23 protein-coding genes are annotated in these 24,981 nt (G+C 59.9%); 6 read left to right on the top strand and 17 right to left on the bottom strand.

Going from position 1 to position 24,981, the window contains the following annotated elements:
- Nucleotides 1-43 precede the first annotated feature (43 nt).
- From PMI36_RS23315 to PMI36_RS23370, 12 genes are all read right to left on the bottom strand, one after another.
- Complete coding sequence (locus PMI36_RS23315) at nucleotides 44-1,978, bottom strand: methyl-accepting chemotaxis protein (protein ID WP_008068880.1); 1,935 nt, start codon at nucleotides 1,976-1,978, stop codon at nucleotides 44-46.
- A gap of 149 nt (nucleotides 1,979-2,127) precedes the next feature.
- Complete coding sequence (locus PMI36_RS23320) at nucleotides 2,128-3,420, bottom strand: adenylosuccinate synthase (RefSeq protein ID WP_008068879.1); 1,293 nt, start codon at nucleotides 3,418-3,420, stop codon at nucleotides 2,128-2,130.
- Between the two features lie 54 nt (nucleotides 3,421-3,474).
- Complete coding sequence (locus PMI36_RS23325) at nucleotides 3,475-4,662, bottom strand: ATP phosphoribosyltransferase regulatory subunit (protein ID WP_008068877.1); 1,188 nt, start codon at nucleotides 4,660-4,662, stop codon at nucleotides 3,475-3,477.
- A gap of 317 nt (nucleotides 4,663-4,979) precedes the next feature.
- Nucleotides 4,980-5,849 (bottom strand): protease modulator HflC, encoded by an 870-nt coding sequence (hflC, locus tag PMI36_RS23330; RefSeq protein WP_008068875.1) that lies wholly within the window; start codon nucleotides 5,847-5,849, stop codon nucleotides 4,980-4,982.
- Nucleotides 5,849-7,021, bottom strand: coding sequence for an FtsH protease activity modulator HflK (gene hflK / locus PMI36_RS23335; protein ID WP_007902662.1), 1,173 nt, complete (start codon nucleotides 7,019-7,021; stop codon nucleotides 5,849-5,851). Before hflK ends, hflC begins: the two co-directional genes overlap by 1 nt.
- 96 nt (nucleotides 7,022-7,117) lie before the next feature.
- Nucleotides 7,118-8,419: a ribosome rescue GTPase HflX gene (hflX, locus tag PMI36_RS23340; protein WP_008068873.1), complete on the bottom strand. Its 1,302-nt coding sequence runs from the start codon at nucleotides 8,417-8,419 to the stop codon at nucleotides 7,118-7,120.
- Nucleotides 8,420-8,431: 12 nt separating this feature from the next.
- Nucleotides 8,432-8,692 carry an RNA chaperone Hfq gene (gene hfq / locus PMI36_RS23345; protein ID WP_007902656.1) on the bottom strand — a complete coding sequence of 87 codons (261 nt, stop codon included), beginning with the start codon at nucleotides 8,690-8,692 and terminating at the stop codon, nucleotides 8,432-8,434.
- A 94-nt stretch (nucleotides 8,693-8,786) separates the two neighbouring features.
- Nucleotides 8,787-9,758: a tRNA (adenosine(37)-N6)-dimethylallyltransferase MiaA gene (gene miaA / locus PMI36_RS23350; RefSeq protein ID WP_007902653.1), complete on the bottom strand. Its 972-nt coding sequence runs from the start codon at nucleotides 9,756-9,758 to the stop codon at nucleotides 8,787-8,789.
- The gene (gene mutL, locus PMI36_RS23355; RefSeq protein ID WP_177319481.1) at nucleotides 9,758-11,656 is read right to left on the bottom strand and encodes a DNA mismatch repair endonuclease MutL; all 1,899 of its coding nucleotides are present in this window, start codon (nucleotides 11,654-11,656) and stop codon (nucleotides 9,758-9,760) included. The genes miaA and mutL overlap by 1 nt, the downstream gene beginning before the upstream one ends.
- 8 nt (nucleotides 11,657-11,664) lie before the next feature.
- A complete protein-coding gene (locus PMI36_RS23360) occupies nucleotides 11,665-13,095 on the bottom strand; it encodes an N-acetylmuramoyl-L-alanine amidase (RefSeq protein WP_007902646.1) in 1,431 nt (476 codons plus the stop codon).
- Nucleotides 13,096-13,566 (bottom strand): tRNA (adenosine(37)-N6)-threonylcarbamoyltransferase complex ATPase subunit type 1 TsaE, encoded by a 471-nt coding sequence (tsaE, locus tag PMI36_RS23365; protein WP_007902643.1) that lies wholly within the window; start codon nucleotides 13,564-13,566, stop codon nucleotides 13,096-13,098.
- A complete protein-coding gene (locus PMI36_RS23370; RefSeq protein WP_008068868.1) occupies nucleotides 13,554-15,053 on the bottom strand; it encodes a bifunctional ADP-dependent NAD(P)H-hydrate dehydratase/NAD(P)H-hydrate epimerase in 1,500 nt (499 codons plus the stop codon). The genes tsaE and PMI36_RS23370 overlap by 13 nt, the downstream gene beginning before the upstream one ends.
- A gap of 63 nt (nucleotides 15,054-15,116) precedes the next feature.
- Here PMI36_RS23370 and queG point away from each other — a divergent pair, with 63 nt between their 5' ends.
- Nucleotides 15,117-16,181, top strand: a complete 1,065-nt coding sequence (gene queG / locus PMI36_RS23375) for a tRNA epoxyqueuosine(34) reductase QueG (protein WP_008068866.1) — start codon at nucleotides 15,117-15,119, stop codon at nucleotides 16,179-16,181.
- Nucleotides 16,182-16,282: 101 nt separating this feature from the next.
- On the opposite strand, the gene PMI36_RS23380 is transcribed toward queG, so the two are convergent.
- Nucleotides 16,283-16,894, bottom strand: coding sequence for a trimeric intracellular cation channel family protein (locus tag PMI36_RS23380; RefSeq protein WP_007902638.1), 612 nt, complete (start codon nucleotides 16,892-16,894; stop codon nucleotides 16,283-16,285).
- 182 nt (nucleotides 16,895-17,076) lie between these two features.
- The gene (gene orn, locus PMI36_RS23385; protein WP_008068863.1) at nucleotides 17,077-17,619 is read right to left on the bottom strand and encodes an oligoribonuclease; all 543 of its coding nucleotides are present in this window, start codon (nucleotides 17,617-17,619) and stop codon (nucleotides 17,077-17,079) included.
- 107 nt (nucleotides 17,620-17,726) lie between these two features.
- On the opposite strand from orn, the gene rsgA reads away from it, so the two are divergent.
- The 4 genes from rsgA to PMI36_RS23405 all read left to right on the top strand — a co-directional run bounded on the left by rsgA (nucleotide 17,727) and on the right by PMI36_RS23405 (nucleotide 20,826).
- Entirely contained in the window at nucleotides 17,727-18,758 is a 1,032-nt protein-coding gene (rsgA, locus tag PMI36_RS23390) for a small ribosomal subunit biogenesis GTPase RsgA (RefSeq protein WP_008068855.1), read from the top strand.
- A gap of 212 nt (nucleotides 18,759-18,970) precedes the next feature.
- Nucleotides 18,971-19,378, top strand: coding sequence for a TIR domain-containing protein (locus PMI36_RS23395; RefSeq protein ID WP_008068853.1), 408 nt, complete (start codon nucleotides 18,971-18,973; stop codon nucleotides 19,376-19,378).
- 3 nt (nucleotides 19,379-19,381) lie between these two features.
- Complete coding sequence (locus tag PMI36_RS23400; protein WP_008068852.1) at nucleotides 19,382-20,341, top strand: caspase family protein; 960 nt, start codon at nucleotides 19,382-19,384, stop codon at nucleotides 20,339-20,341.
- On the top strand, nucleotides 20,341-20,826 hold the full coding sequence (locus PMI36_RS23405) for a toll/interleukin-1 receptor domain-containing protein (protein ID WP_007902631.1): 486 nt from the start codon (nucleotides 20,341-20,343) through the stop codon (nucleotides 20,824-20,826). Before PMI36_RS23400 ends, PMI36_RS23405 begins: the two co-directional genes overlap by 1 nt.
- Before the next feature lie 132 nt (nucleotides 20,827-20,958).
- Here PMI36_RS23405 and PMI36_RS31385 read toward each other — a convergent pair whose 3' ends face one another.
- Genes PMI36_RS31385 through motA form a run of 3 tightly spaced genes read right to left on the bottom strand, consistent with a single transcriptional unit; the run spans nucleotide 20,959 to nucleotide 23,152 of the window.
- Complete coding sequence (locus PMI36_RS31385) at nucleotides 20,959-21,249, bottom strand: hypothetical protein (protein WP_157214933.1); 291 nt, start codon at nucleotides 21,247-21,249, stop codon at nucleotides 20,959-20,961.
- Nucleotides 21,250-21,268: 19 nt separating this feature from the next.
- On the bottom strand, nucleotides 21,269-22,297 hold the full coding sequence (motB, locus tag PMI36_RS23410; protein WP_008068851.1) for a flagellar motor protein MotB: 1,029 nt from the start codon (nucleotides 22,295-22,297) through the stop codon (nucleotides 21,269-21,271).
- 3 nt (nucleotides 22,298-22,300) lie between these two features.
- Nucleotides 22,301-23,152: a flagellar motor stator protein MotA gene (motA, locus tag PMI36_RS23415; protein WP_008009851.1), complete on the bottom strand. Its 852-nt coding sequence runs from the start codon at nucleotides 23,150-23,152 to the stop codon at nucleotides 22,301-22,303.
- A 155-nt stretch (nucleotides 23,153-23,307) separates the two neighbouring features.
- Between motA and PMI36_RS23420 the strand changes: the two genes are divergently transcribed.
- Nucleotides 23,308-24,840, top strand: coding sequence for an HDOD domain-containing protein (locus PMI36_RS23420; protein ID WP_008068850.1), 1,533 nt, complete (start codon nucleotides 23,308-23,310; stop codon nucleotides 24,838-24,840).
- Nucleotides 24,841-24,981 lie beyond the last annotated feature (141 nt).

The raw sequence follows: 24,981 nt of genomic DNA, 5'->3' as shown, positions 1-24,981 counted from the left end.
TGGGAGCGGGCTTGCTCGCGAAGGGGCCATCCCTGACATCCCATCAAGCCCTGAACTGCCCCAGGCTCGCCTTCAATTGCGCCGCCAAACCATCCAGCACCTTGCCACTGGCCGTGGTTTCCACCACCGCCTGAGCAGCCTTTTCAGCTTGAGCATGAATGGTCTCAACCCGCCCACGCACGGCCTGCGCACCTTGCGCCTGATGCGCCGCAGCCTGTGTCGCCAGACCGATCGCCGCATGCACCTGCTCGACCGACACCTGCACCGACTGCTGCAACCGCGCACTGTCGCGCAACACCAGCAAACCTTCGCTGGCCTGACGTCCGGCCTGTCCGATTGCCGCAACAGCCTCTCGCGCGCCCTGCTGCAACGCAACGATGTGGGCCTGAATGTCGCCGGTTGAGCTCTGAGTCTTGCTCGCCAGTGCCCGCACCTCATCCGCCACCACGGCAAACCCGCGACCGGTCTCACCGGCACGCGCCGCCTCAATGGCCGCGTTCAACGCCAGCAAGTTGGTTTGTTCGGCGATCCCGTGAATCACCGTCAACACCACTTCAATCTGCTCACTCTGCTGCGCCAGGCGCTCGATGACTTTCGCACCGGTGTCGACTTGTCCGGCCAATGCCTCAATGAGACTGCCAACTTTCGCCGAGGTCCGAGTGTTTTCATCCGTAGCCTGACGAATGCCCACCACCTGCTGCAAAGCGGCCTGCATGGCGTGACTTTCAGACTGGGCTTCATCAGCCATTTGCGACAACGCGCGCAAGCTTTCGGCCACTTCATCGCGCTGCATGCCCGCCGCGGCATCGGCGCCGGCATTGCGCAGGGTCATGGCGCCGATTTCCACGCCGGTCCGCTGGGCCACATCGCCTGCCTCCCGCACGATCGGCTGCAACTTATCCACAAAGCGATTGACCGCCGAGGCCATGTCGCCAATCTCATCCTGGCTGTTGATCTGCACACGCTTGGTCAGATCGCCCTCACCCGCCGCCAGGTCATCCATGGCAGCGATCAGCAGCTTCAAGCGGTTGACCACTCGACGGCCCAGCACCACCGCCAGCAACAGCAGCACACCAAAACCTACCAGCGCCAGGCCCATGCCGATGCGCCAGCGTAAAGTCCCCGCAGCTTCCTGCACGGCAGTGGTGGTATTGGCTTTCATTTCAGTGGCGGTAGATTGCGCCGATTGCAAGCGCCCGCGCATCGCCGCTGCGCTGTCAGCCGCCGCGCCTTTGAGGCTGTCACCCACCAGTTGATCACTGCTGGCGATCAGCGCCGAGAATCGCTTGTCCAGCGCCGCCACATCGGTTTCCACGGAGGCGGTCGAGACGCCCATCAACACCTTGCCGATCTCCACCCCATTGGGATTGATCGAGGCTTCAAGGTAGTAGACCGACGGATCGTTCTTCGCCGCATCCAGCACCTTGTCCAGCGCCCGCTCGCCCTGGCCTTTTTCCAGAAGCGCCTTGTTGATCGGGTTCTCCCGGTTGAGGTAGCGCGTCAGGTGCTGGCCCGTGGCGTCGTCGTAGACCACGAACAACACATTGGGATTGCGCTGGGCACGGCGAGCGAATTCGGAAAGGGTGGGGATGTCGCTGTCCCACATGGCGCGGGGTGCGACCGAGGCCAGAAGCTGCGCCATGTCGTTGGCCGAATCCTTCAGGTCCTTCTCCAACGTCGCACGCAGTTGCGCTTGCTCGTCCTTCAGACGCGAAGACAGCCCGGCCGTCAGGCGCTGACGGGTACTGGTGGACAGGCTATCCAGGCTCGACGTGACTTCACGCCCTGCCTGCTCAAGCTCACCAGAGAGCTTTTGGCTATCGGCGTCCAACCGCATACCCAAATCAGCTTCCAGCGCAGTCACTGTGCTCCGGGTCAGAGCGACAGCTACCAGCACCTGCACCAAAAGGGCGATACCCAGGGTAACGAACACGGGCCGCAAGAGACGGCTTTGTAACAGTGAGAGAACGGCCGACACTGAAAATCCCTCTGCTTTGACGCCATCAAATTGATAGCACGTCAGAAACGATGCTTTTTCAATGTTCACAGCAAAGGTCATGCCGTTCGACAGGCATAAACGACAAAGGCCCCAATTAAGGGGCCTTTGTGTTTTACATCAACGACTTATTAAGCGAACGGGTGACGCAGAACGATGGTTTCGTTGCGGTCCGGGCCCGTCGAAATAATGTCGATCGGAGCACCGACCAACTCTTCGACGCGTTTGATGTAGTTGCGTGCAGCCTGAGGCAGCTCTTCCAGGGTCTTGGCACCGACGGTGGATTCGGTCCAGCCTGGCATTTGCTCGTACACCGGCTCCAGACCAATGTAGCTGTCGGCGTCCGTCGGTGCATCGATCACTGCACCGTCCTGGTTCTTGTAGCCCACGCAGATGTTGATGGTTTCCAGGCCGTCCAGTACGTCCAGCTTGGTCAGGCACAGGCCCGAAATGCTGTTGACGTCGATGGCGCGACGCAGGATGACGGCGTCGAACCAGCCGCAACGACGGGCACGGCCGGTAGTAGCGCCGAACTCATGACCACGCTTGGCCAGGAAAGCACCGACGTCGTCAAACAGCTCAGTCGGGAACGGACCCGAACCCACACGAGTGGTGTAAGCCTTGGTGATGCCGAGGATGTAATCCAGGTACATCGGGCCAAAACCCGAACCGGTGGCGATGCCGCCCGCGGTGGTGTTGGAGCTGGTGACGTACGGGTAAGTACCGTGGTCGATGTCCAGCAGGGAGCCTTGGGCGCCTTCGAACATGATGTCTTTGCCTGCGCGACGCAGCTCGTGCAATTCAGCGGTGACGTCGACCATCATCGGCTTGAGCAGCTCGGCGTATTCCATGCACTCGTCGAGTGTCTTCTGGAAATCGATTGCTGGCTCTTTGTAGTAATTGACCAGTACGAAGTTGTGGTAATCCAGCAACTCGCCCAGCTTGGCGGCGAAACGCTCGCGGTGGAACAGGTCACCGATACGCAGACCGCGACGGGCAACCTTGTCCTCGTAAGCCGGACCGATGCCGCGACCGGTAGTACCGATCTTCAGCTCGCCACGGGCCTTTTCACGGGCCTGGTCCAGCGCTACGTGGTAAGACAGGATCAGCGGGCAGGACGGGCTGATACGCAGGCGCTCACGCACCGGTACGCCTTTCTCTTCCAGCTTGATGATTTCCCGCAGCAGGGCGTCGGGTGCAACCACCACGCCGTTACCGATCAGGCACTGCACGCCTTCGCGCAGTACGCCCGACGGGATCAGGTGCAAGACGGTTTTTTCGCCGTCGATCACCAGGGTGTGGCCAGCGTTGTGGCCACCTTGGTAGCGCACTACGGCGGCAGCATGTTCGGTCAGCAGATCAACGATCTTGCCTTTGCCCTCATCACCCCATTGGGTGCCCAGGACTACGACATTCTTACCCATAACACTTGTCCTCATTCGCGCAAACTTGGTGCCGGCGGCGGCCGGCAGGAAAACTCAAGAAGCCAGCGGCAATACTTGCCAAAGCCCGTTCTGCTGAATCAATTGCCGGTCGCAGTCCGCTTCACGGGCGGCGGCCAAAAGCTGCCCAGGCAATGCCTGAACGACACGCTGACCCTCACTGCGCAACTGGCAAACCTGCTGCCAGAGTGCTGCATCCGTACTGTCAGGCATCCAGATACCGCCAGACGGTAGCTCGATTTCAGCACGCCCCAGGGTCACCAGGGTTTTCAAATCGGTAGAGAAACCAGTTGCCGGACGGGCACGACCGAAGTCGGCACCGATGTCGTCGTAACGACCGCCCTGAGCAATGGACTGGCCAACACCCGGTACGAACACGGCGAACACTACACCGGTGTGGTAGTGGTAGCCGCGCAACTCGCCCAGGTCGAAATACAGCGGTAATTCCGGGAAACGCGTGGACAGACGCTCGGCAATTGCCAGCAAATCGTCCAGGGCCGCCAGCACGGGCGCCGGCGCATTGGCCAGACGCTCACGCGCGGCGCTCAACACTTCACGACCGCCACACAGGTCGACCAGCGCTCGCAGCATGCCCGACAGATCCGCAGGCAGGCCTTCGGTCAAGGTAATGACCTCGTCGATGGCTTTACGTTGCAATGCATCGAACAACTGTTGCTCGACTTCGCCGGACAAACCGGCGGCGCGGGCCAGGCCGCGATAGATGCCGACATGGCCGAGGTCCATGTGCACATCCGGCACATCGGCCAGTTGCAGCATGGCCAGCATCAGGCTGATGACTTCCACGTCACTGCTCGGGCTGGCATCGCCGTACAACTCGGCGCCCAGTTGAATCGGGCTACGCGAGGACGACAAGGCACGCGGCTGAGCATGCAGCACGCTACCGGCATAACACAGACGGCTCGGCCCTTCGCGACGCAGGGTATGCGCATCGATGCGCGCCACTTGCGGCGTGATGTCGGCACGGAAACCCATCTGCCGGCCCGACTGCGGGTCGATGACCTTGAAGGTACGCAGATCGAGGTCCGAACCCGCGCCGGTCAGCAGGGATTCCAGGTACTCGATATGGGGAGTCACGACAAACTCGTAACCCCAGCTCTGGAACAGATCCAACACCTGGCGACGCGCTATTTCGATGCGCGCAGCTTCTGGTGGCAGTACTTCTTCGATGCCATCTGGCAGCAGCCAGCGGTCTACCGTTGCCATTACGCCATTCCCCTATGATCCGGGCGACAAGCCTTTGGGCGAGCCTTGAGTGAAGCAGAAAATGATCGGCCCATGCGCACAAACCGCGCGCATGGACAACGGGGCGAAAAGCCTTAAACCGGCTTCGCCAACCACTTTCCTCGAAAAACCTGTCGAGTCATTCAACTCGGGTGCCTGCATAAAAACAGCAATCAAACGTGCAGACGCAAAAAAGCCGGGAATTTCCCGGCTGCCGCATCATACACACGTTTTCCCAAAGGATCACCCCGCCCGAGGTTTTAGCCGCCAGGCGGGGGATGATTCAGGTCAACGCCGTATCAAGGCTTGGCTTTTTCCAGGTAACGGAAGAAGTCGCTGCCCGGGTCCAGGACCATGACGTCGGATTTGTTCGCGAAGCTTTCACGGTAGGCACGCAGGCTACGGTAGAACGCGTAGAACTCCTGATCCTGACCGTAGGCCTTGGAGTAGATCGCAGCAGCCTGGGCATCACCGTCACCGCGAACCTCTTCAGATTCACGATAGGCTTCAGCCAGCAGCACACGGCGTTGACGGTCGGCGTCGGCACGGATGCCTTCAGCCAGCTCGTTACCCTTGGCGCGGTGCTCGCGAGCTTCACGCTCACGCTCGGTGCTCATACGTTCGAACACGCTGCGGTTCACTTCCTTCGGCAGGTCGATGGTTTTGACCCGGACATCGACAACTTCGATGCCCAGCTCTTTTTCCGCCATCTTGTTCAGCGAGTTGGTGATGTCAGCCATCAGCGCATCACGCTCACCGGACACTACTTCGTGCAGGGTGCGCTTACCGAACTGGTCACGCAGGCCCGATTCCAGACGACGGGAAAGACGCTCGTCGGCAATCTGCTTGAGGCCGGAAGTCGCGGTGTAGAAGCGCTCGGCATCTTTCACGCGCCACTTGGCGTAGGCATCGACCATTACGGCTTTCTTTTCCAGCGTCAGGAAGCGTTGTGTCGGTGCATCCAGTGTCATCAGGCGCGCGTCGAATTTGCGCACCTTGTTCACGTAAGGCACTTTCACATGCAGGCCCGGCTGAACATCGGCCTGGACCACGCGACCGAACTGCAGCAACACCGCACGCTCGGTCTGAGCCACGATGTAGAAGCAGTTCCAGGCAACGATCGCCACGACGACGCCGATAATAAGGGCGATCAGCGATTTATTGCTCATCAGCGACTCTCCCTGGTACGTGCTTGCTGTTGCTGCAGATCAGCTGCCGCACGCGCATTCACTTCATTGCTGCTGGCTGCCGCACCGGTCACCGGAGCGCCGGGACTGCGACCACTGTCGATCATCTTGTCCAGCGGCAAGTAGAGCAGATTGTTCTGGCCATCCTTGTTGCCGGTCACGAGAACCTTGCTGGTGTTGCTGAAGATTTCCTGCATGGTGTCCAGATACAGACGCTGGCGGGTGACTTCAGGGGCCTTGCGATACTCGGCCACCAGCTTGGTGAAGCGATCGGCCTCACCCTTGGCGCGGGAGACGGTCTCGTCGCGGTAACCGTTGGCATCCTCGAGGATGCGCTGGGCCTGACCACGGGCTTCCGGCACGACACCGTTGGCGTAGGTTTCAGCCTGGTTTCGCGAACGCTGCTCGTCTTCACGGGCGCGGATCACGTCATCGAAGGCTTCCTGGACTTCACGCGGTGCAGCTGCGCTCTGTACGTTGACCTGGGTGACGGTGATACCGGTGCGGTAGGTATCGAGGAAGCGTTGCAGACGCTCCTTGATTTCGCTGGCCATCAACTCACGACCTTCGGTCAGCACCTGATCCATGGCGGTAGAACCCACCACGTGACGCAAGGCACTGTCGGTTGCATGCTGCAGGCTGATTTCCGGCTGATCGACGTTCAGTACGAAGTCTTGCAGGTTGCTGATCTTGTACTGCACGGTCAGCGGCACTTCGACGATGTTTTCGTCTTCAGTCAGCATTTGACCCTGCTTGGTATAGGCACGCTCACGCGTGACGTTTTCCATGTACTTGCGATCGATCGGCGGGAAATAGATGTTCAGGCCCGGGCCGACGGTTTCATAGTATTTGCCGAAGCGCAGCACTACGGCTTGCTCCTGCTCGTCGACCACGTAGACAGCGCTGTACAGCCACACAGCCGCCAGCACGACCAGGCCGATGCCGAGCAGGCCGCCGAAGCCGCCACTCTTGCCCGGGCGACCGCCCTCGTCACCGCGTTTTTTACCACCACCGAACAACCCGTTCAGGCTTTCCTGCAGCTTTCGGAAGGCCTCGTCGAGATCCGGTGGTCCCTTGCGGTCGCCGTTATTGCGGCGCTTGCCACCCCAAGGATCCTGATTATTCGAGTTGCCACCCGGCTCATTCCAAGCCATAGCGCTCTCCATCTGATAAAGCAAAGACGCACCCACGGCGCGCCGACCAATGCTACAGAATGCCTGTCACCGCGGCACAACCGCTTTCTCAGGCTTTTATTGCAAAGTGTGTTGCTCGATGAATTCCATCGGTTGCAGACCTTCGCGGCTCACGAGTCGATTCAGTTCGATCCGTGGCAAGCGAACGGCCAGCAAGCTGATGCCTTCTTCGTCGTGTTCTTCTTTTTGCACCGCACCCAGTTCGAAAAACTGCGCACGCAGTCGAGCAAAACGTTGCGGCAAGCGCAAGGTGCCAACAAACAAATCACTGCCTAACAGTTCGGCCACGGCCTGCTTGAGCAGGTCAAGACCGGTACCATCCTTGGCCGATAACCAGACCCGCTGCGGTTTGCCTTCGGCATCGCGCTGGATCTGCGGCTCGACACCCTCGAGCAAATCGAGTTTGTTGTATACCTCAAGGATCGGCAAGTCTTGTGCCCCGATCTCCCCGAGCACCACCATGACCTGTTCAATCTGGGCCATACGCTCAGGCTCATGCGCATCGATCACATGCAGCAGCAGGTCGGAGTTGCTCGACTCTTCGAGCGTAGCCCGAAATGCCTCGACCAGTTTGTGCGGCAGGTGGCGAATGAAGCCTACGGTGTCGGCCAGCACGATCGGCCCGAGGTCGTCGAGTTCGAGTCGGCGCAAGGTCGGGTCGAGGGTAGCGAATAACTGGTCGGCGGCGAAGACGTCGGAATCGGTGACCGAGTTGAACAGCGTCGATTTGCCGGCGTTGGTGTAACCCACCAGTGAAACCGTCGGAATGTCAGCACGTTTGCGCCCGCGACGAGATTGCTCGCGTTGGCTGCGGACCTTTTCCAGGCGCCCCTTGATCTGCCGCAGGCGAATCCGCAACAGGCGCCGGTCGGTTTCCAGCTGGGTTTCACCCGGGCCGCGCAGACCGATACCGCCCTTCTGCCGCTCAAGGTGAGTCCAGCCACGAACCAGCCGCGTACTCATGTGTTCAAGCTGAGCCAGTTCAACCTGGAGCTTGCCTTCATGGGTGCGGGCGCGTTGGGCGAAGATATCGAGAATCAAACCCGTGCGGTCAATCACGCGGCACTCGAAAATACGTTCGAGGTTACGTTCCTGACTGGGCGTGAGGATGTGATTGAAAATCACCAGATCGACCTGTTCGGCGCTGACCAGATCGCGTAACTCTTCGACCTTGCCGCTGCTGATCAGGGTTTTGGCGGTTGGCCGATGACGCGGCACGTTAAAAAACGCGACGGTCTCGGCGCCAGCCGAAATTGCCAACTCCTGAAACTCCTGCGGATCTTCGCGCGCCTCAGGGTCCTGACCATCCAAGTGAACGAGAATTGCCCGTTCACCACCACCGTGGCGCTCAAAGAACAAAGGAGACTCCTATCAGGCGTTACCTGGCTCAGCGTCACCTGCTTCGGATTCGGTTGCGCTAGGCAGACGAATTGGACGAACCGGCACCACTGTAGAGATAGCGTGTTTGTAAACCATTTGGCTAACGGTGTTTTTCAGCAGGATTACGAACTGGTCGAAAGACTCGATCGTGCCTTGCAGTTTGATCCCGTTGACCAGGTAGATGGAAACCCCCACTTTCTCTTTACGTAAAGTATTCAAGTAAGGGTCTTGTAGCGAATGCCCTTTTGACATGTGCCGCACTCCTTTAAGGATTCAATATAAAAAATAGGTAAACAGATGGCTTGGGGCCGTCACACCCCCAAGGATAGACGGCAATTGCAAGGACTCAGCTCAATATGGAGATGGTCCCAAGGTATTTCAAGGCGCGCGGCAGATTGTCGCAATCGAGGCTGTCCAACCAGTGTAAATCAGCCCAACTGCGTAGCCAGGTGAACTGGCGCTTTGCCAATTGGCGCGTGGCAATGATTCCACGTTCCTGCATCTCGGCTTGCGTCAGCTTGCCATCCAGGTAATCCCAGACTTGTCGATAACCTACAGCACGTATAGACGGCATCCCCGAATGCAGGTCACCTCTATCTCGCAGGGCTACGACCTCGTCGATGAATCCCTGTTCCAACATATTTGTGAATCTTTGTTTAATACGCTCGTGCAGTACCTGGCGATTTGCCGGGGCGATAGCCAAGTTCGCGACAGTATAGGGCAATTGTTGCAGTCCCGAAGCGGCTGCTTCAGTACTTTGCGCAGATTGTCGCAAGCGTAGCTCAGTCATGCTCTGACCACTGACGCGATAAACTTCCAGCGCGCGACTGAGGCGCTGCGGATCGTTCGGATGAATTCGCGCGGCCGATTGCGGATCGATGACCGCCAATTGATCGTGCAGGGCTTGCCAGCCAAGGCGTGCAGCCTCTTCTTCGATTTGCGCGCGCACCTGCGGATCGGCCGCCGGCATGTCGGCCAGACCTTCGAGCAAAGCCTTGTAGTAGAGCATTGTGCCGCCTACCAGCAGCGGAATTTTGCCCCGAGCGGTGATCTCTGCCATGGCCTCAAGCGCATCACGACGAAAATCCGCAGCGGAATAACTCTCGGCCGGGTCGAGAATATCGATCAACCGATGCGGAAATTCGGCCAACAACTCTTTGGAAGGCTTGGCGGTGCCAATGTCCATGCCACGGTAAACCAGCGCCGAATCGACGCTGATCAGCTCGCAGGGCAAAACTTTGGTGAGTTCGATGGCCAGGTCGGTCTTGCCGGCAGCCGTCGGCCCCATCAGGAAAATCGCAGGAGGGAGCTGGCTCATCAACGACCGCGCAAAAACAGTTTGTCCAGATCGTCCAGGCCCAATTGGGTCCAGGTCGGTCGGCCATGGTTGCATTGACCGCTGCGTTCGGTGTTTTCCATGTCCCGCAGCAGACCGTTCATTTCCGGCAAGGCCAGACGCCGATTCGCGCGAATTGCGCCGTGGCAGGCCATGGTGCCGAGCAGTTCGTTCAGGTGTGCCTGAATCCGGTCGCTGGTGCCGTATTCCATCAAATCCGCCAGAACGTCGCTGACCAATCGATTGGCTTCCGCCTGTTTCAGAAGCGCGGGGATTTGCCGGATCGCCAGCGACTCCGGGCCAAGACGCTGCAACTCAAAGCCCAACCGCTGGAACCACGCGACGTGTTCTTCGGCGCAATCGGCTTCGCGCTGACTGACCGCCAGGGACTCCGGCACCAACAGCGGCTGACCACTCAGGCCTTCGCTGGCCATGGCGATTTTCAGGCGTTCGTACATGATCCGCTCGTGGGCGGCGTGCATGTCCACCAGCACCAGGCCTTGGGCGTTTTCCGAAAGAATATAGATGCCCTTGAGCTGCGCCAACGCATAACCCAGCGGTGGAATGTCGTCCTGCCCGGCTGGCAGCGCGACCGCGTTGGCTTCGGGCAGTGGCGCGAAGAACTCACGGTAGGCCGCTTGAGCTTCGGCGACGGGCACGCCGGACTGAGGCCGCGGCGTGTATTGATACTGATAACCGGCGCCAGCGCCCGAGCCAGCCGGCGTGTTGAACGACGGTTGTGCCTGAGGCTGTTCCAGCAGCGCATTGGCCGCCAGACGCATTTCGCCCTGCGGACCGAACTCACCGGCGTCGAGCCCGGTGGGCCGGACAATGGCGGTCGCGACAGGTGCGGCCAGATGATCCTCCGGCCGCACATCGCCGAGGGCGCGGTGCAAAGTGCCATAGAGGAAATCGTGAACCATGCGCCCGTCACGGAAGCGTACTTCGTGCTTGGTCGGGTGCACGTTGACGTCGACGCCCGCCGGATCGACTTCGAAAAACAGCACGAACGTCGGGTGCCGACCGTTGAACAGCACGTCGCGATAAGCCTGGCGCACCGCGTGGGCCACCAGTTTGTCGCGCACGGCACGGCCGTTCACAAAGAAATACTGCAAGTCCGCCTGGCTGCGATTAAAGGTCGGCAACCCGACCCAACCCCACAAATGCAGGCCATTGCGCTCGATCTCGATCGGCAGCGCCTGCTCCAGGAAACCCGCCCCGCAGATCGCCGCCACACGCCGGGCGCGGGCCGCGTCATCGTGGGCTTCGTGCAGGCTGAGGATGGTTTTGCCGTTGTGGCGCAGGTGGAACGCCACGTCGAACCGCGCCAGCGCCAGACGTTTGATCACTTCTTGCAGGTGATCGAATTCGGTTTTTTCGGTCTTGAGAAACTTGCGGCGCGCCGGCGTATTGAAGAACAAATCACGCACTTCCACCGAAGTGCCCACCGGATGGGCGGCCGGCTGCACCCGCGGCGCCATGTCCCGGCCTTCGGTTTCCACTTGCCAGGCCTGATCGGCATCGCGAGTGCGGGACGTCAGGGTCAGACGCGCCACGGAGCTGATGGACGCCAGCGCCTCACCACGAAACCCCAGGCTCATCACCTGTTCAAGGTCTTCCAGGTTACGAATCTTGCTGGTGGCGTGACGGGCCAGGGCCAGGGGCAGGTCATCGGCAGAAATGCCGCTGCCATCGTCGCGCACCCGCAGCAACTTGACGCCGCCCTGCTCCACATCGACGTCAATGCGTTTGGCACCGGAGTCGAGGCTGTTTTCCAGCAACTCCTTGATCACCGAGGCCGGGCGCTCAACCACTTCACCGGCGGCAATCTGGTTCGCCAGCCGCGGGCTGAGCAGTTCGATGCGCGCAGCGTTGGTCAGCACCTGGTTCATTCTTTGGCCGCCAGTTCAGTGCCAGGGATGGTCAGAGTCTGACCAATCTTCAGCTCGTCACTTTTCAAGTTGTTTGCGTTACGCAAGGTGGCCGGGGACACCTGATAACGCACGGCGATCATCGCCAGGGTTTCGCCAGGATTCACGCGATGGTCACGTGGACCCTGGGCGATTTTGCCGGAATCGCGCAGCCAGGCAATGTAGGTACCCGGCGGTGGATTCTGCTGAAAGAATTGCCGCACGCCGCTGCTGATAGAACGCGCCAGCGCTTGCTGGTGGTTCGCTGCGGCAAGCTTGGACGCTTCATTGGCGTTGGAGATAAACCCGGTTTCCACCAGAATCGACGGGATGTCCGGCGACTTCAGCACCATGAACCCGGCTTGCTCTACGCGCTGTTTGTGTAGCGGCGTGACGCGGCCGATGTTGCTCAAGACTTTCTGGCCAACGTTGAGGCTCGACGTCAGGGAAGCGGTCATCGACAAATCGAGCAGCACGCCAGCCAGCATGCGGTCCTTGTCGTCGAGGCTGACGTTGCCGGCACCGCCGATCAAGTCGGAACGGTTTTCGCTGTCGGCCAGCCAACGGGCAGTCTCCGACGTCGCACCACGGTCAGACAAGGCGAACACCGAGGCACCAAACGCAGCAGCCGAAGGTGCGGCGTCAGCGTGGATCGAAACGAACAGGTCAGCACCCTTCTTACGAGCGATTTCGGTACGACCGCGCAACGGAATGAAGTAGTCGCCGGTGCGAGTCAGTTCGGCGCGGAAGCCTTTCATGCCATTGACCTGACGCTGCAGTTCACGGGCGATGGCCAGTACCACGTCTTTTTCCCGCTGACCGCGAGAGCCCGAGGCGCCCGGGTCTTCACCACCGTGGCCGGCATCGATCACCACAATGATGTCGCGCTTGCCGGCTGGGGCGGGCGGCAATTTGATCGAGGGCTCGGAGGGTGCGACAGGGACCGCAGGCAACGTCGCCACGGACGGCGTTGGCGCAGGCGGTGGCGCGGCATCGGCCGCATTGTCGAACAGGTCGACGACCAGGCGATTGCCATATTGGGCGTTTGGCGCCAGGGTGAAGCTTTTTGGCGTGACGGCTTTTTTCAGGTCGATGACCACCCGCAGGTCGGTCGGCGTGCGCTGAGCCGAGCGCATCGCGGTAATCGGGGTGTTCGAGGTATTAACGTTCAGTGGTGCGCCGAGAGTTGCACCATTAATGTCGATCACCAGCCGATCCGGGGAGGTCAGGGTAAAAACGCTGTGCTGGACAGACCCTGTCAGGTCAAACACCAGTCGCGTGTTGTCCGGCGCCCGCCACAGGCGAACACTGTTGACCTTTGTCTCGGCCACAGCGTCGACGGTCACCGCCAGAAACAACAATCCTACGGCAGCAACCAACGCGCGAAAGCGCATACCTAACCCCATCATTTATTTGGATTCCAATGCCAAAGCGGCACACCACGACTCGCCACGCGAGCCTTGTGGCGAAATTTTCAGCGAACGCCCGCTGTCTTGCGGGCTAATGGTAATGGTCAGGTCGGGCTTTGGCAAAAAGCCTGCACCGTTACGGGGCCATTCGATCAGGCACAACGCGTCGTCTTCGAAATAGTCGCGGATGCCGAGGTACTCCAGCTCCTCTGGATCGACCAATCGATACAGGTCGAAATGGAAGGCGCGGACCTCCCCGATCTCGTAGGGCTCGACCAGGGTGAAGGTCGGACTTTTTACCGCGCCCGTATGCCCCAGGCCACGAATAATGCCCCGGGACAGCGTGGTTTTCCCGGCGCCCAGATCTCCCTCGAGAAAAATCAGACCGTGCCCTTCAGTGGTTTGTGCAATGCGCGCACCAAACGCGGTCATCGCCTCTTCATCAGCCAGGTACAGGGTTACTTCAGACACGGTGCTTGCTCCTCCAACAACTGACGAATGGCTGGAATCAGATCACTGGCCGCCAGCCCGCGGCCGAATTTACCTTGTTGCTCGCCGGCATTGGCGTGCAGCCAGACCGCCAGGCATGCCGCGTCATACGCATCCATACCCTGAGCGAGCAAGGCGCCGACCAGCCCGGCCAGCACATCGCCCAAACCGGCAGATGCCATGGCCGGATGGCCTTGATGACACAACGCCAGGCGCCCGTCGGGGCTGGCGATCAGGCTGCCGGCGCCTTTGAGCACCACTACCGCTGTATATTTTCTGCTCAATGCATGGGCAGCGGCCGGACGATCGGCCTGAACTTCGGCCGTCGACAGCCCCAGCAATCGCGCCGCCTCGCCAGGGTGCGGCGTGATAACACAATGGGCGGGCAAGCTCACGCCACCTTCGGCCAACAGGTTCAACGCATCGGCGTCCCAGACTTGCGGCAACGGCGCATTGGCCGCGGCCGACAGCAGACTGCGCCCCCAAGCGGCCTGCCCCAGCCCTGGGCCGACGACCAGCACCGTGACCTTCTCAAGCAGCCCCATCAATTGATTGGCCGACGAAGTGCCTAGCACCATAGCTTCTGGCAAACGTGCCAAGGCGGCTGGAACATGTTCGTTGCGGGTGGCCACAGACACCATGCCGGCACCGCTGCGCAAAGCACTTTGTGCACCGAGCAGGATGGCTCCACCAAAACCGCGATCACCGCCGATCAGCAATACGTGGCCAAATTTGCCTTTGTGGGAAGTTGGAGCGCGACCGGTCAGACGCGGCACGTTATCGGCCGTCAGGCGACGAGCGCTGACCGTGGCCCCGATAAACGTCTCGGGGGCGGCTAGCAGATCATTGAAGACCAAATCGCCAACCACATCCGCAGCGTCACCGGTGAACAGGCCCAGCTTCAAGCCAATGAACGTCACCGTGAGGTCCGCTCGAACCGCAATGCCGAGCTGGCGCCCCGTATCGGCGCACAGCCCCGAGGGGATATCCACCGCCGCAACCGGTAGCCCACTGGCGTTGATCGCGGCGATGACGCTGGCGTATGGCTCGCGCACTTCACCGGTCAGGCCGGTGCCGAGCAAGGCATCCAGCACAATGCCACGCAATTCTGAATGCGCATTCCAGTTTTGAATGGCGACGCCTTCGGCTACTGCCTCGGCATGGGCCGACGCGGCATCGCCCTGCAAACGCCCGGGATCCCCGGCGGCCAGCACCCGCACGTGCCAACCGGCACGTCGGGCCAACACGGCCACCAGGTAACCGTCGCCGGCATTATTGCCGTGGCCGGCCACCACGCTCAATTCGTGGGCCGTGGGCCAATGACGGACCAGCGCACGCCAGGTCGCCCGCGCCGCACGTTGCATCAATTCGAAGCCCGGTGTACCGGCCGCAATCAGGCTCGCATCGAGCCCTCGGACTTGCGCGGCGCTATACAGCGCGTCGGGTAATTCATCTTTAGTGTGCGGCATGCGTCTTCAGGCTCCGATGTCTGGCAGAATTATACGCACCTCAGCTCCGGTTTCTCTCGTCTCATGCCCGCTATTACCACAGACCTGCCCGCCCTCGCCCAATCCATCAAGGACTGGGGCCGCGAGCTGGGCTTTCAGCAAGTCGGCATCAGCGGCCTCGACCTGGCCGAGCATGAGCAGCACCTGGAGCGCTGGCTCGCGGCCGGCTACCACGGCGAAATGGAGTATATGGGCGCCCACGGCAGCAAACGTTCGCATCCGGAAGAACTGGTGCCTGGCACCTTGCGAGTCGTTTCCCTGCGCATGGACTACCTGCCGGGCGACACCGAAATGGCCAAACGCCTGGCCCAACCGGAAAAAGCCTACGTGTCGCGTTATGCCTTGGGCCGCGATTACCACAAATTAATCCGTAAACGCGTGCAACAACTGGCGGAAAAAATTCAGGCGGTAATCGGCCCGTTCGGCTACCGCGCCTTTGTCGACAGCGCCCCGGTACTGGAAAAAGCCATCGCAGAACAGGCTGGCCTAGGCTGGATCGGCAAAAACACCCTGGTCTTGAATCGCAAGGCCGGCAGCTACTTCTTCCTCAGCGAACTGTTCGTCGACCTGCCGCTGCCAGTGGACCCGCCTCACGCCACCGAACACTGCGGTCGCTGCACCGCCTGTCTGGACATCTGCCCGACCAACGCCTTTGTCGGCCCGTATGTACTGGACGCCCGACGCTGCATTTCGTACCTGACCATCGAATTGAAGAGTGCGATCCCTGAAGATTTGCGGCCATTGATCGGTAACCGGGTGTTCGGTTGCGATGACTGCCAGATCGTCTGCCCGTGGAACCGCTTCGCCCGACCTTCCGGCGAAAGTGACTTCAAACCCAGGCACAACCTCGACAACGCCGAACTGGCCGAACTGTTCATGTGGGACGAAGAGAAGTTCCTCAGCAGCACCGAAGGCTCACCGCTCAGACGCGCGGGTTACGAGCGCTGGTTGCGCAATCTGGCGGTCGGCCTGGGTAATGCGCCGTCAAGCATTCCGGTGCTGGAAGCGCTCAAGGCTCGCCGGGACTATCCGTCGGAACTGGTGCGCGAACACGTCGAATGGGCCTTGAAACAACACGGACTCCTGTAGCAGCTGCCGAAGGCTGCGTTCGGCTGCGCAGCAGTCGTCATTCCGCAAAGCGAGTCCTGCGGCCTCGAACGCAGCCTTCGGCAGCTGCTACAGAGACCGTGTCAAGCTTCGTCGTTGTAAACGAACTTGGGCATTTCCCAGTGGAAACGGATCGCCAGCAAGCGCAGCAGGAAGCCGCCGAACAGGGTGATCAGGATCGACTGTTCGCCGGGTAATTGCAGGTAGATGCAGAGCAGATAGCACCACGCCGCGGCAAACGAGACGCTGGCGTAGAGCTCGCGGCGGAATATCAGCGGGATGTCGTTGCAGAAGATGTCCCGCAGGATGCCGCCGAACACCCCTGTGATCACGCCGCTGACCGAGGCCACTAGCATGCCGTGGCCCATTTCCAGGGCAGTCATGCAGCCGATCAGGGTGAACGCCACCAGGCCCACCGCGTCGAGCACCAGAAACAGCGAACGCAAATGACGCATCCAGCGGGCGATGAAGATCGTCAACATCGCCGCGACGGAGGTCAGCACCAGGTATTCCGGGTGTTTGACCCAAGTCAGCGGGTAGTGGCCGAGCAGCACGTCGCGTACCGAACCGCCGCCCAACGCCGTGACGCACGCGATCAGCACCACACCAAACCAGTCCATGCCGCGACGGCCCGCCGACAGGGCGCCCGTCATGGCTTCGGCAGTGATGGCGATCAGATAGAGCATCAGCAACATGGTGGCGGTCCTGGCAGAAAGGCGCGCAGTCTAGCCATTTAGGGCCGGCACCAAAAGGGGGCGCTCATTCAAATAGACCGCGTCGCCTTCTTCGCGGGCAAGCCTCGCTCCTACAGGTACAACGCAGGCCCCGTAGGAGCGAGGCTTGCCTGCGAAGGCGTCAGAACAGACACACCACCCAATCAGAACTTGATGAAATTCTTGCGGTAGTGCTGCAGCTCGGCGATCGATTCGCGGATGTCGTCCAGGGCCAGGTGGGTGCTGCCCTTCTTGAAGCTGTCGCGTACGTCCGGTGCCCAGCGCGCGGCCAGCTCTTTGAGGGTCGACACGTCAAGGTTGCGGTAATGGAAGTAGCTTTCCAGCGATTTCATGTGGGTATAAAGGAAGCGACGGTCCTGGCAGATGCTGTTGCCACAGATCGGCGACTTGCCCTTCGGCACCCATTTTTCCAGGAAAGCGATGGTCTCGGCTTCGGCTTCGGCCATGCTGATGCGGCTGTCGCGAACCCGTTGTGTCAGCCCGGAGCCGCCGTGCTGACGGGTATTCCACTCATCCATGCCGGCGAGGATCTCGTCGCTGTGATGAATGGCGATCACCGGACCTTCGGCCAAGGTGTTCAAATTACTGTCGGTGACGATGGTGGCCATCTCGATGATGACGTCGGTATCAGGGTTCAGACCGGTCATTTCCAGGTCGATCCAGATCAGGTTCAGCGGGTTTTGCATGAGTCGGCTCCTCGGCGTAGGTGCGCAGTTTAGCCTAGGGAGGCCACCGGGCGTGCTAAACTCGCGGCCGTTTTACCTAATCGCTGCATTCTCGATACGGAACACCCATGGCCAAACGCCAACTCAATCGTCGTCAAAACTGGCGCATCGAAAAGATTCAGGGCGAGCGCGCTGCCCGCGCCGCCAAACGCGAGTCCTCGGCTGTCGAGGCTCTCGAAGGCGGCGACCTGGGTCCGGAACAGACGGGCCTGGTGATCGCGCACTTCGGTGTGCAGGTCGAAGTCGAGGCCCTCGATGGCGAATTGGCCGGCCAGGTGTTCCGCTGCCATTTGCGCGCCAACCTGCCAGCGCTGGTGACTGGCGATCAGGTGGTATGGCGTGCCGGCAACCAGGGCATCGGCGTGATCGTGGCGCAACTGCCGCGCAAAACCGAGCTCTGCCGTCCCGACAGCCGTGGCCAGCTCAAGCCGGTGGCGGCCAACGTCGACTTGATCGTGATCGTCTTCGCGCCGCTGCCCGAGCCTCACGCCAACCTGATCGACCGTTATCTGGTCGCTGCGGAACACGCCGGTATTCGGCCGTTACTGCTGTTGAACAAATTCGACCTGATCGACGAGCAGAACGCCCCGGCGCTGAATGCCTTGCTGGCGGTTTACCGCACGCTGGGTTACCCGGTGCTGGAAGTGTCGGCCCACCACGGCAATGGCATGGAACAGTTGCAAAAGCAGCTGGACGGGCACATCAGCGTATTCGTCGGCCAATCCGGCGTCGGCAAGTCGTCGCTGGTCAACAGCCTGCTGCCGGAAGTCGACACCCGCGTCGGCCCACTGTCCGAGCTGTCGGGCCAAGGCACCCACACCACCACCACCGCGCGGTTGTTCCACTTCCCCGGTGGCGGTGAGTTGATCGACTCCCCGGGTATTCGGGAATTCGGCCTGGGTCACGTCAGCCGTGCCGACGTCGAAGCAGGTTTCATCGAGTTCAACGACCTGATCGGCACCTGCCGCTTCCGCGATTGCAAGCACGACCGCGAACCGGGTTGCGCCCTGCTCAAGGCCCTGGAAGAGGGTCGCGTGCAGCAGCAACGGATGAACAGCTACCGCTCGATCATCGCCAGTTTGCCCGAAACCAGCTACTAAACAGACGCGCCCGCTGCCTCGACACTGACGGGGCGGCGCGCCGCTTGTAGCATCCTACAAATATCCTCACCCTTTAAACGTCAGAAACTTCTGTAAGGCTTCTGCGCGCCTGTTTGTAGGCAAATTCTCTTTATCAGCGCAGGTCTTGTTGCGACCACGCAAGTGCATACATTCGAGCCCTCTTCGCATTTTGGCGATACCGAGGGATACCCATGCAAACCTATCATCTGTTCATCAGCCATTCGTGGAACTACCCCCACGCCCATGACAACCTCGTGCGGTTGCTCAACGCCAAACCCGGCTTCACGTTCAAGAATTTTTCGGTGCCACCGGACAACCCGATCATCGGCGCGCAAACCGACAAACAACTTGAAGAAGCCATCGAAAACAAGATTCGGCTCTGCTCGGCAGTGCTGATCATGGCGGGGATGTATTCGACCTACAGCAAGTGGATCAACAAGGAAATCGAGATCGCCAGGCGAATGGGCAAGGTCATCATTGCGATAAAGCCGTTTGGCGCCGAACGGATTTCCACGGTGGTACGCCGGGCGGCGCACGCGGAGTGTGCGTGGAACACCAACAGCATCATCGATGCCATTCGCACTCACGCGGCGGGCTGAACCATGCGCAAGGGATTGTTCATCGGCATTAATAACTACAGCCATGTTTCGCAATTGAGTGGTTGCAACAACGACGCAATGGCCATGGCTTCGGTGCTGAAAACCGACGCCAATGGCGATCCGAATTTCAAGAACCTGGTCCTGACCTCCGCCGAAGATTATCTGAGCCGCGAAAAGCTCGAAGGGCATATCCAGGAGTTGTTTTCAGGCGATTGCAGCGTTGCACTGTTGTACTTCGCCGGTCACGGCAACTTCGACGTCGATACGGACGAAGGCATGCTGATCCCCCAGGACTACAAGTCCGCCAAGGATGGAATTCGCATCAGCGACATCCTGAACTGGGCGACCAAAGCGGTAAAAATCAAAAACAAAGTGATTATTCTCGACTGCTGCCAGGCGGGCTCGGCGGGCGAAGTGCGGGCGCTACGCAGCGAAAGCAGCATGGTGTGCGAAGGCATGACCATCCTCACCGCGTGCAAAAAGGCAGAGCCGGCCATGGAAGGCGCCAACCACGGCGTCTTCACGGGGCTGTTGCTGCAAGCACTGCACGGCGGCGCCGCAAACATATTGGGAAAGATTACCCCCGGCAGCCTCTATTCATTCGTCGACAACGCTCTCGACGCGTGGGAACAGCGCCCCGTGTTCAAGACCAATGTGTCGCAGTTCATTTCATTGCGAGAAGTCTCGCCGCTAATACCCAAAGAGATCCTGCGCAAACTGCCTGATTGGTTCGAAGAGGCGGAGTCAATGTTTGCCCTCGATCCGAGCTACGAACCTACCGAAGCCACGTTCGACCCGGAACACGGCGAAGTCTTCGCCCAACTGCAAAAGTGCAATCGCCACAGCCTGATCGAACCGGTGGACGCCGAGCACATGTACTACGCCGCCATCCACTCCACCGGATGCCGTCTTACCGCCCTCGGCGCCTATTACCGCGAACTCGCGATCAAGGGACATTTCTGATGCCTGTGTTTATCAGTTACCGCCATACCGATCGGTCCCACGCCATCGCCATCAGCACCCGTCTGATTCGGGCCAACATCAAGACCTACTTCGACGTGCTGGATCCGGAATCACAGACCACTGACGACATCACCGGGGTCATCACCCGCAACATCACCGAGTGCACGCATCTGCTGGCGATAGTCTCGGACAAGACCGCGCTGTCGTGGTGGGTGCCGTTCGAAATCGGTGAAGCGACCATCAGCAACCGGCGGATATGCTCATTCAAGACCGGACCGGCGGAACTGCCGCTGTATCTCGATAAATGGCCAAAGCTCAGCACCGACAAGGATCTGGAGTTTTTCATTGATGCCTATCGTGAAGAAGTGGCGACCAAGCGCTCAATGACGCTGGGTTCGATCAATGAATCCCTTTACCGCACCTACAGAGGCAACGCCGAGTTGTTCCACGACCAACTCAAGAGCCGCATCCGACGCGGTTTCTGACAGGCGCAAAAAAGCCGCGATGATTGCAATGCTGTTCACTTAAACGAGACTCTTAAGTGCCCTCCTAACGGCCAAGAAACAGGATTTACGCGCGCTATCAACGCTAGTGATACTGTGCGAAAAAAAAATGAATTAATTGAGGCCAAAGGCTTCTTGAATGGTCTTGATCAAGCGGTGGCCATCCACCCTTTTGTAACCTTGAGGGTTTGACGCAATCTCAGCGTTCCAGATCGACAATCGCTGGTCGCCTTTGCCGACCTCGATCATTTTCGTGACGCCACGAAAATGATTAGCGGCATCCATTGCAGCGGTTTCGCCATTGCAGCTGTGGCCGGGATTGATGGCCCATAACGACTTCCTGATAAGAAGTCGGAAGGTGTAAACCTTATTCAGGACGAGACAGCAGAGACAAAAAGCCGACATCTCTGTCGGCTTTTTGTGATCACTGCTTGGCTGACGCTGCCGGTTTCGGCACCGGATCATCAAACAGATTCAAACGCTCCCGAAGCTCATGTGCCGGCAGCGGCTCCTTATCCGCCGGCAATGCGTTCGGATCGGCTGGCGGCGCAGGCACTTCGCCCGGGCCGCCCTGCCCTTGCGTCGGCACTGGCGCAGGTTCGGCACCTTGCGAACCTTCGATGGCACGCTGGGCTTTCTTGGTCAGCACGATGATATCGATGCGGCGGTTGACCGGGTTGAACGGGTTTTCCCGGTCGAACAGCGCCGACGAGGCATAACCCACGACTCGCGCTACTTGAGCGTCCGGATAGCTGCCGGCGATCAATGCACGGCGAGCCGCGTTCGCACGGTTGGCCGAGAGTTCCCAGTTGCCGAAGTCGCCGGTGCCCGAGTACGGCTTGGCATCGGTGTGGCCGCTGATGCTGATCTTGTTCGGCACCGCTTTGATGGTGTCGGCCATGGCCAGCAGAATGTCTTCGAAATACGGCTTCAGACGCGCACTGCCGGAGTCGAACATCGGGCGGTTTTCGGCGTCCACAATCTGGATGCGCAAACCGTCCTGGGTGATCTCGAAGAGGATCTGATCCTTGAACTTCTGCAGTTGCGGGTTTTCTTCGACCTTGTTCTGCAACTCTTGCAGCAGCAATTCCAGGCGCTCTTTCTCAACCTGCTCGGCCATGCCTTCGACCTGTTCGGAATCGATAGTCACCTTGTCCGGCTGAGGCTGGGATTTCACCTCGGGGTTGAGAGTGTTCTCCGGTGCCAGGGTCGGCGAGCCGCCCAGATCGATGATGTATGGCGTGCCGCTTTCGCTGAAACCGACCGGATCCTTGAAGTAACCGGCAATGGCGATCTTCTGTTCCGGCGTTGCCGTGGACAACAGCCACAACACCAGGAAGAACGCCATCATCGCCGTCGCGAAGTCCGCGAAGGCGATTTTCCAGGAGCCCCCGTGATGCCCGCCCGCGTACTTTTTGACGCGTTTGATGATTATCGGCTGGTTATTTTCCATGACTTAGCGACCGCGAACCGCTTGTTCCAGCTCAGCGAAGCTAGGACGGTGCGCCGGGTACAGAACCTTGCGACCGAATTCCACTGCCAGCGATGGCGGCATGCCGGAAGCCGAAGCCACCAGCGAGGCCTTGATGGCTTCGTAGACGTTCAGTTCTTCCTTGGCATCGTGGCCCAGAGCGTGGGCCAGCGGGCCAAAGAAACCATAGGCCGCGAGAATACCGAAGAAGGTACCTACCAGAGCCGCACCTACGTGCAAGCCAATCATTTTCTGGTCGCTTTCACCCAGCGAAGCCATCGTCACCACGATACCCAATACCGCCGCAACGATACCGAAACCCGGCATGGCATCGGCGATGCCGTTGACTGCGTGGGAGGGGTGATCCAGGTCTTCCTTGAGGCTGGTCAGTTCCATGTCGAACAAGCCTTCAAGCTCATGGGGAGCCATGTTGCCGGAGGACATGATGCGCAGGTAATCGCAGATGTACGCAGTCATGCGGTCATCTTTCAGGACTGCCGGGTACTTGGCGAAAATCGGGCTCGCGGCGGCATCTTCGATGTCGCCTTCGATTGCCATCATGCCTTCGCGACGGCTCTTGTTAAGAATCTCGTAAATCAGCCCCAACACTTCAAGGTAGAAGGTGTGGTTGAAACGCGAACTGAACATGCCCAAAGACTTCTTGAGCACGTGCATCGTCATATGACCGGGGTTGGCTTGCAGGAATGCACCAAGGGCCGCGCCACCGATAATCATCACCTCGAAAGGCTGAATGAGGGCGGCAATCTTGCCGTGGGAAAGCACGTATCCGCCGAGCACGCTCGCGAATACGACGATGATGCCGATAATTTTAGCCATAGGTAGGAGAGCACTTACTGAGTCGGGTTCAAGGTCATATTCGGAAGTTAAAAAATCTCTTCTTCTCCTTATCGGCAAAACTGCGCCAGACTATAGCCAGTTAAGGCGAAAAGCCAATTTGGCCCACGCAGGGATAGGTAAAGCAGCGTCCAGACATGGCTAACGAAACGAACGTCCCAACGCCAAAACCGACCACGCTCGAAGGCTGGGTCAAGCTGCTCGATGGTGTGCGCCTGCCGGTTCCGCAAGCCAGTCACGACCGCGTCTGCAAAGCCATCCGCGATAGCCGCAGCTCGCTGCGCGACATTGCCGAAATGATGCAGGACAGCCCGGCCCTGGCCTTGAGTGTGATTCGCGAAGCCAATCGCCACACTCATGGCAGCATGGCCACGCCTGCTGAAAATCTTGAAGTGGCAATTAATCGCCTCGGTTTGAAACGCACCGAAGAATTGCTCGAGCGCTTGCACGCCGAACCCCAATCGCAGATCCCCGTTGCCCTGCGCCAGCTTCAGCTGATCAGTCAGCACGCCACTCAACAGGCTAATGGTTTTTTTGCCAGTCGCCTGGCGCGGTTGTGGCAGGACATCCACTGGGGCAGCCTGCTGTTTCTTTCGCCACTGTGGCCCATGGCGTTGACCCATCCGCAGATGCTTGAAGAATGGGAACTGCGGGTCATCCATAAAGGCGAGTCGGCGCGCAAAGTCGAAAAGCAATTGTTCGGCGTGCGTCTGCTGGAAATCTGTCTGGCGCTGGTGGATATCTGGCGTTTGCCGATCTGGGTCCAGCAGGGTTATCGGCTGCTGCTCAATGAACAACGCGAACTGGTGAAAGTCCTGCGCATCGCACGGGACGATGATCACCCGCTACGCCAGCAGAATCGTCTTGATGACGACCCGACGCTACGGCGTTGGCTCAACCAGCCCGCCAACACCGTGCTGCTGGCCAATGGTCTGGCGTTGTCGGCACAACAGGCCTGGGACAGTCCTCACTGTGAACGCTGGCAGTACCTGACCAGCCTTTATCTGCAAATGCCGATGGATGAAGTGCAGCAACAGTTGCACCAACAGGCCGCCAACAGCGCCCGGCAACATGCCATGCCGGACCTCTGGCACCCGGCCGAAGCGTTGATCTGGCCGGCGGGCATGAACCGCGTTCACGCTGGTTTGCTGCCGGCCCCGGCGCCGACCGCCGAAGACCTGGCGAAGTGGCGTAAACAATGTGCCGAGTTGCTGCTGGAGCCGAGCCGGTTTACCAATGCCATGCACTTGACCACATCGGCCCGAGATGCCTTGGTGGCGTGTGGTATGCGGCGAGTGATGATCCTGATGGCCGATCGCACACACGCCAGTCTGCGTGTGCACCAGATTGCCGGGCTGCCCAAAGAAGTGGCCGGCCTGAACCTGGTGGTCAGCCAGAGTGCTGTGCTGCAGCGTCTGCTCGCACAACAGGCTCAGGTGCGCCTGACGCCGGCCAACAACGCCCAATTCTCGGCCCTGTTGCCGGCCAGCCTGCGTTCGCAGTTCAGCGGTGAACACCTGCTGCTGCGCTCCCTGGTCAACAATGGTCGGGTGATCATGATCGTGGTGGCGGATCAGGGCGGCGGGCCGTTCTCGGAAATCACCGTGCAGGCGTTCGGCAAAACCGCGCAATGCATCGAAAAAGCCCTGCACAGTTTTAGCCACCGCTAGCCAGTTAAGCCGCGACGCACTCTTTGTAGCAGCTGTCGAGCTCCAGCGAGGCTGCGTTCGGCTTGTAGCAGCTGTCGAGCCCCGGCGAGGCTGCGTTCGGCTTGTAGCAGCTGTCGAGCCCCGGCGAGGCTGCGTTCGGCT

This window comes from Pseudomonas sp. GM79 (genome assembly GCF_000282495.1).
Classification (GTDB): domain Bacteria; phylum Pseudomonadota; class Gammaproteobacteria; order Pseudomonadales; family Pseudomonadaceae; genus Aquipseudomonas.
This window is presented reverse-complemented; position numbering and strand designations above follow the sequence as displayed.